Annotated in this window: 5 protein-coding genes; all 5 read right to left on the reverse strand. The window is 35.7% G+C overall.

Annotation, left to right across the window (positions count from 1 at the left end):
* Positions 1-89: 89 nt before the first annotated feature.
* The 5 genes from AC3EA5_RS18010 to AC3EA5_RS18030 all read right to left on the reverse strand — a co-directional run bounded on the left by AC3EA5_RS18010 (position 90) and on the right by AC3EA5_RS18030 (position 5,202).
* Positions 90-272, reverse strand: coding sequence for a hypothetical protein (locus AC3EA5_RS18010; protein ID WP_488609578.1), 183 nt, complete (start codon positions 270-272; stop codon positions 90-92).
* A gap of 4 nt (positions 273-276) precedes the next feature.
* Positions 277-1,293 (reverse strand): replication initiation protein, encoded by a 1,017-nt coding sequence (locus tag AC3EA5_RS18015; RefSeq protein WP_488609579.1) that lies wholly within the window; start codon positions 1,291-1,293, stop codon positions 277-279.
* Positions 1,294-1,765: 472 nt separating this feature from the next.
* Entirely contained in the window at positions 1,766-3,274 is a 1,509-nt protein-coding gene (gene mobV / locus AC3EA5_RS18020) for a MobV family relaxase (protein ID WP_488609580.1), read from the reverse strand.
* Positions 3,275-3,993: 719 nt separating this feature from the next.
* Positions 3,994-4,584: a hypothetical protein gene (locus AC3EA5_RS18025; RefSeq protein ID WP_488609581.1), complete on the reverse strand. Its 591-nt coding sequence runs from the start codon at positions 4,582-4,584 to the stop codon at positions 3,994-3,996.
* A 249-nt stretch (positions 4,585-4,833) separates the two neighbouring features.
* On the reverse strand, positions 4,834-5,202 hold the full coding sequence (locus AC3EA5_RS18030; RefSeq protein ID WP_488609582.1) for a hypothetical protein: 369 nt from the start codon (positions 5,200-5,202) through the stop codon (positions 4,834-4,836).
* Between the last annotated feature and the right edge of the window lie 542 nt (positions 5,203-5,744).

The raw sequence follows: 5,744 nt of genomic DNA on the forward strand, positions 1-5,744 counted from the left end.
TCTATGAATCTCTAGTCAAAGAACATTGAAAGTAGTGGAATCCCTTGGTAAGTAATTACGAAATCACAGTCACCTTTGGAGAGGAGGAGTTAATCTTTAATGATGTTGTAAGCTTCATTATTTTCGTACCACTCGACATCATTAGGATTGTTGGGATCAAGTAACATCGCACCGTCTTTATCTACTTCTATTTTCCGTGCTTTGAATCCAGTTTTTTTATTTACTTCTGCTAATTTCTCCATTGCTGCATTGAGTTTTTCTTGGTTGCTCATTTAATTACTCCCTCACTTCCAACCAGTTATAAAATTCTACTTTCGTTCGTGTTACAGGGGGCTTAGGTTTGTGATGTTTTTCAAGCATTTTATTCAGTTCCTTGAAATTCAAAACACCTTTTTGGATTAATTCGTTCGCTCTTTGACTTGTAATGCTGATAGGTTCTCCTGTAAATTCTCTCATGCTCTCGATTTCCCGTATCAAATCCCTTGCACGTAACCTGTCAGCTTCTTCATCAAGATTTAGATAAACAAACATATCCTCGAAAACAATATCTACGATACTTTGAATTTCCTTGATCTGCTTCTTTGTGGCACTGGTTAGCTTTTGTCCATTCGACCAAATTAAATCAAACCCAACAATCGCACGTCCTTCTTTTTCTACGTTGTATCTGACTTCTAATTCCGTATATTTGTTGATTTCTTTAATAGCCACATCTAGCACCATTTTTCTGAAATCTCCCGTGTTGCTTATATACGTCTTTTTATTTTCAACTCCAAATAATTTCATCAATCCGGCTTTAGAAATCGGCTTATGCCAATAACCATAATGAGCCTTTATATAGTCATATAAAGTCCATGTGAACCCACTTTTGAATTGAGAAGTAATTGTTAAATCAGTCGTTATGTATTTCTCTTTCAACTCTAAAATATGAGGGACAAATTCTTCATTCCATCGAAAAGTAAATAGCCCTGCTTTATATTTGATCGAACCAAACACATTCCAATACTCAAAATAATGATTCTCTAAATCCTCGATTGAAAACTGCAAACTGGAAACCTTTTGTGTATCTTGCTTTGCATGAATAGTTTGGTATTTTTCAATTCCGAATTTCTTCTCAAAATCTGCTTTGTGAAACTCTGTTTTTCCATTACGTTGAGTGGAATAGATTGCGTATGCCAATAGTTGCATTTGATTCAAGGTCAACCCATGACTCAATTTTGACATAGAGAGTTCTTTACTCTTTTCAATGCTGTTTTCGTAACTAATTAATGTTTCTTTTTCGTTTATCCTTGTCAATTCTCCACCCCATTAAGATTAATTTCTCCCTTTAAATAAGTTTTAATATACACTTAATCTCTGTTATGTCAATTAAATAAGAGTTAATTTTTAAAAAATCTCAATAAAGGGATAAGAAAAACTTAGTAAAGGGATAAAAAAAACTTAGTAAAGGGATAAAAAAAACTCATTTAAACTTTCAAACCCTTGTGACTCTAAGGCTCAAAGGGTGTCCTAAATATAAGTAATGTAATTAATCTTTTAAAAGATAATTAATATATAAGCAAAATTCACATAAACAAAAATTCGTTTTTCTAAATGAAAAAGAAAAAGCCCCCTTGAGGACTTTTCAAAACTATCAGCTAATCTATCAATCCAAATACCCTTAAAAACGTTTTTAAGGTATATTTAAGCTTTTTTATGATAGGTTATTAGGTTTTTATAAGGACAAGCGTTTAAATGGGCTTAAAAACACTTATATGGCTTTTTATGGTTATCTTTCCATTTCGATTTTCAATTCTTTTTCTTGTTGCTTTGGTTTTTCAATTTCTTTCATGCTAACTTCAATCATTCTATCTTGCTTTTTATCCAGCATTTCTATGTGATTCGACTCTACTCCGTTTAATTTCAGGTGGAATTTAATTTCTTTAAATTGCCGTTTCAAAGCTTCTACCACCCGTTCTTTAAACGCTTTAAATTCATTGCTGATTAGCTTGATCTGCTCACGCAGCACGTTATTTTCGCTACGTAAAGTATCGTTTTCTTCTTTCCAACCACTGGTTTGAGTGTTCAGTTCGTGTTTCAGAATGGCATAGTCTTTCTTCTCCAATTTGACTTCCATCTCTAATGCCTCGACATCCCTCTTAAATGTTTTATGTAAGTCAGTGTGTTCAATTTGAAGTTGATTATATTTATTAACTAGGTTGTTGTATTTGCCGACAGTTTCTTGATACTGCTGAACAAGATCATTTTTTTGTAAATGCTTCTTTGCCATTTCCAATGCGAGTGGTTCAGCTTTTTGTTCAGCTAACTTATTTAGGTTTTCATTGATGTTTTTATTTTCACTTTTAATATTTTCATTTTCGGTTTTAACCTCTTCACTTCTCACTTCAATGCCTTTATAAAGCTTTCGGACTTCATCTTGTCCTTTCTGTATTTCGTCTTTTAACTGCACCACTTGATGTTCAGCATGTTTCAATTTCTCTTCCAAACGAACTATGCCACTTTCAGCAACCGCCCCCGCAATAGCGTGATTAACCAGTGAATCATAATCTTCTTTCTTCAGAAGAACCCGACCAAATTGTTGTTTCGCCTGAACGTTTTCCAGTGCTTTTGATGTCTTTTGAATCGATTCAATTTGTGAAATGGTCTGCTCATAATTCTTCGCAGCTTCCTGTTCAGCTTCAAATGCAGTCATGACTTTAAATTTGGCCATTTCTACATGTTTCCGGTTAGAAGATACGCCACGCTCCAAATCATAACCATGAGCCTTTACATGGGCGTTAAAATCGTCCTGAAGCTTCACCAGTTGCATCCGATTCCCAATGACATCCTTTGCAGACAATCGACCATCTTCAGTCACTGGAACTATACCAACGTGCATATGGGGTGTCTGTTCATCGTTATGTACCGTTGCATAGATCAAATTCTGTTCACCGTATCTATCTGCTAGAAAATCTTTCGTTGTTTCAAAATATTGTTTTTGTTCGTCAGGTGAAAGCTTATTAAAAAACGGAGTGTCGGAAGTAATCAGAAATTCAGAAACAAGGACAGCATCTTTTCGGATCTTCTTAACTGACTTTACGTTTTCGGAAATTACTTGCTGGATCTCTTTCTTGTAATCCACTTTTTTATCTCCATGAATTAAATCGTAATTCAGGTGTATATCCTCTTTTCTGATGTCCGGATTACTCGCACTTTCTTTCTCTCTTTGGTTGTGAATTTGAATCCCTTTAATTGCTTGACCATTCATTTTTTGAACTCGAATTATTGAATAACTCATTGAAACCGACCACCTTTGGGACGAAGAGATTTTATGGAAAGTCTAACACACTAGACTTTACTACGTAAAATCCTTGTGCTCTACGAGGTTAAAGGCAAGTACCATCCTCCTGAAGGAGTCGTCACCCAAAGTCAAAAGCATGGGGGATGGTCCTGGAACGGACAGTCTTTCCCCCAGTAATTCAAGAGCAAGAAAATCCATTCGCAGCCGAATGTTTTTTTCCGTAGATCGATCAAGGGCAAGAAGAATGGTTCGATTGATCGGCCATTCTTCCTTTAAGAACAGACCTTGCCCCTTTTGAAAAAAGTGGCAAACCCCAAAACCCCCTCGCCGGTAGGCAGGTTTTCACTAAGGTGAAAACCCATAAGAGGGTGGAGAGCAACTCACGTATCAACTCCTTAAATTCCTTCCGCTTTGCTCCAGTCAGACATTTATCGTTGACACTTTACCATATCTATCGTTCTCCATAGCAAAAAAAGCCACCCAATAGGTTCCGTTGATTTCCGTCTGCATCAAGCGATGCTTTTCTACTTCCTAATTTCTTTATTTTCCACTAGCGTTCATCATGCTCCCTTAGCGACAACTATATTGATCGACACAGGTAAGTAAATGTAAAACACCTTCAAATTGTATTTAGGTGTTTTGTACCTAAATCAACTTGAAGGTGTTTTATTTGTCTCAACCAATATCTTAGTGGTTACTTTTGTTTACTTAAATGTTTATAGTCCCGAGGCTTTACGTGTCAAATAATCAGTATCCAAAATCCAAGACGGTGGAACTGTATATTTGGTAAAAGATTCATCGCCTAAATTCACTCCTGCGCCATCATAATACGCATTCCATACAAATTTAGTGCAGTATTGTTTATCGTAATATCCCGATAAAGGTGTAAAAACTGTGTATGTAGCATTAGAATACTTAGAATATAAGCTATAGGCTTCATTTGCTGCGTTATACCCTACCGTCCCACTCTTAGGAGACCAAACATCAACACCATCATAAGAATTCATAAAAGAATATAGTGAGACTCTTACAATTCCCTTTCCTGGGCCCGGAGCATGAATAACATATCCAGCATTATCTACTATTGCAACATGACCTGAAAAATATTGCGTTTCTGCTTTCGCTACATATAATATATCGCCTGGTTTCGAAACGATGGAAGTACCCGAATAAACCGGCATTCCTCCAGGTCCAGGTTCTACAACGTTAGTGATTGGTGATGCGGCTGAAGATGGGTTAGCGCCTATAACCAAAAATATAGTTGCTAGAAAAAAAGATAAAAATAGTTTTAAAGAAGATTTCATCAAATTTAACACACCTTTACTCTGAATTTTCTTACAAGTTTGATATTATCATATTATTTGATAATATAGCATATTTTGGTAAAAATGGTATTATTGTACTATTTATTGGAAGGTGTTTGTGATTTATAAATGCAGAGTGGGTCTTTAGTTGCTGTTTTTAAAAAGAAAAAAAGAGCGAATTAATTCGCTCTTTTTTAAAGATAAACTGATGATCCATCCTCTATGAAACAAAACTTAATCTATACTATTTTCTTAAGTTTCTTTAACAATTAACTTTCCTCTATCTAATACATATAACATTTTCTCTGTTATCTGTTCATCTTCACTATAAATAATAATTACATCAAATGCCTTTCTAACTTTTGAGTGGCTCTTTGCCTTTACGACTAAAATGTCATCTAGAGAATAACCTTGACTGATTAAATATTCAAGAACCTGTTCCTCTATCTGTGTTTCAAAAATAGAATTCATCCATTTTGATGGAAAGTAACCAGTAGTATATCTAAATGCCTCTAATGACAATAATATTGCCAAAACTAAAGTTAAAACCTTACTCGATTTTCTCATATTTATCACTCCTTTTATTGTTCTGTATACTTCTGAATTCCCACTATTATTCACCTAAAAATACCTCTTTGACAAGTCCCCACCCTCCCATCGCCGCGTGGCAGGTTCTCACAACGAAGCAATAAATATCTCCCGAAAGTGGAATGTGATTTCGTAATTACTTACCAAGAACCAAGAACCAAGAACCGACCTTGCCCTTTTTGAGAAAAGTGGCAAGCATCCCCCCCGATGGGTGCTTTTTACTGGGATTCACCCAATGTGCAGCATCATTTACGACTGGAAGTCGCTCAAACCCATACCCGAAATTTTAGGGTGTGTAGATGGCACTCTCTTTGAAACTGATGTTGCTATAAAAAAATCCACCCTTGAGTTTTTGACGGCTCGGGTGGATCATCCTGTATTCTCGGCTGACTGCCTTTGGTGTTAGAGCACCATTATTTTTTCAGTTTAATTGTTCTATGAATCTCTAGTCAAAGAACATTGAAAGTAGTGGAATCCCTTGGTAAGTAATTACGAAATCACAGTCACCTTTGGAGAGGAGGAGTTAATCTTTAATGATGTTGTAAGCTTCATTATTTTCGTACCACTCGACATCA

The sequence above is a fragment of the Paenisporosarcina sp. genome, assembly GCF_057785155.1.

What these genes read in the sequence shown, in the direction of transcription:
- mobV (WP_488609580.1), bottom strand. Translation starts at nt 3,274, where the DNA reads ATGAGTTATTCAATAATTCGAGTTCAAAAAATGAATGGTCAAGCAATT.
- AC3EA5_RS18010 (WP_488609578.1), bottom strand. Translation starts at nt 272, where the DNA reads ATGAGCAACCAAGAAAAACTCAATGCAGCAATGGAGAAATTAGCAGAA.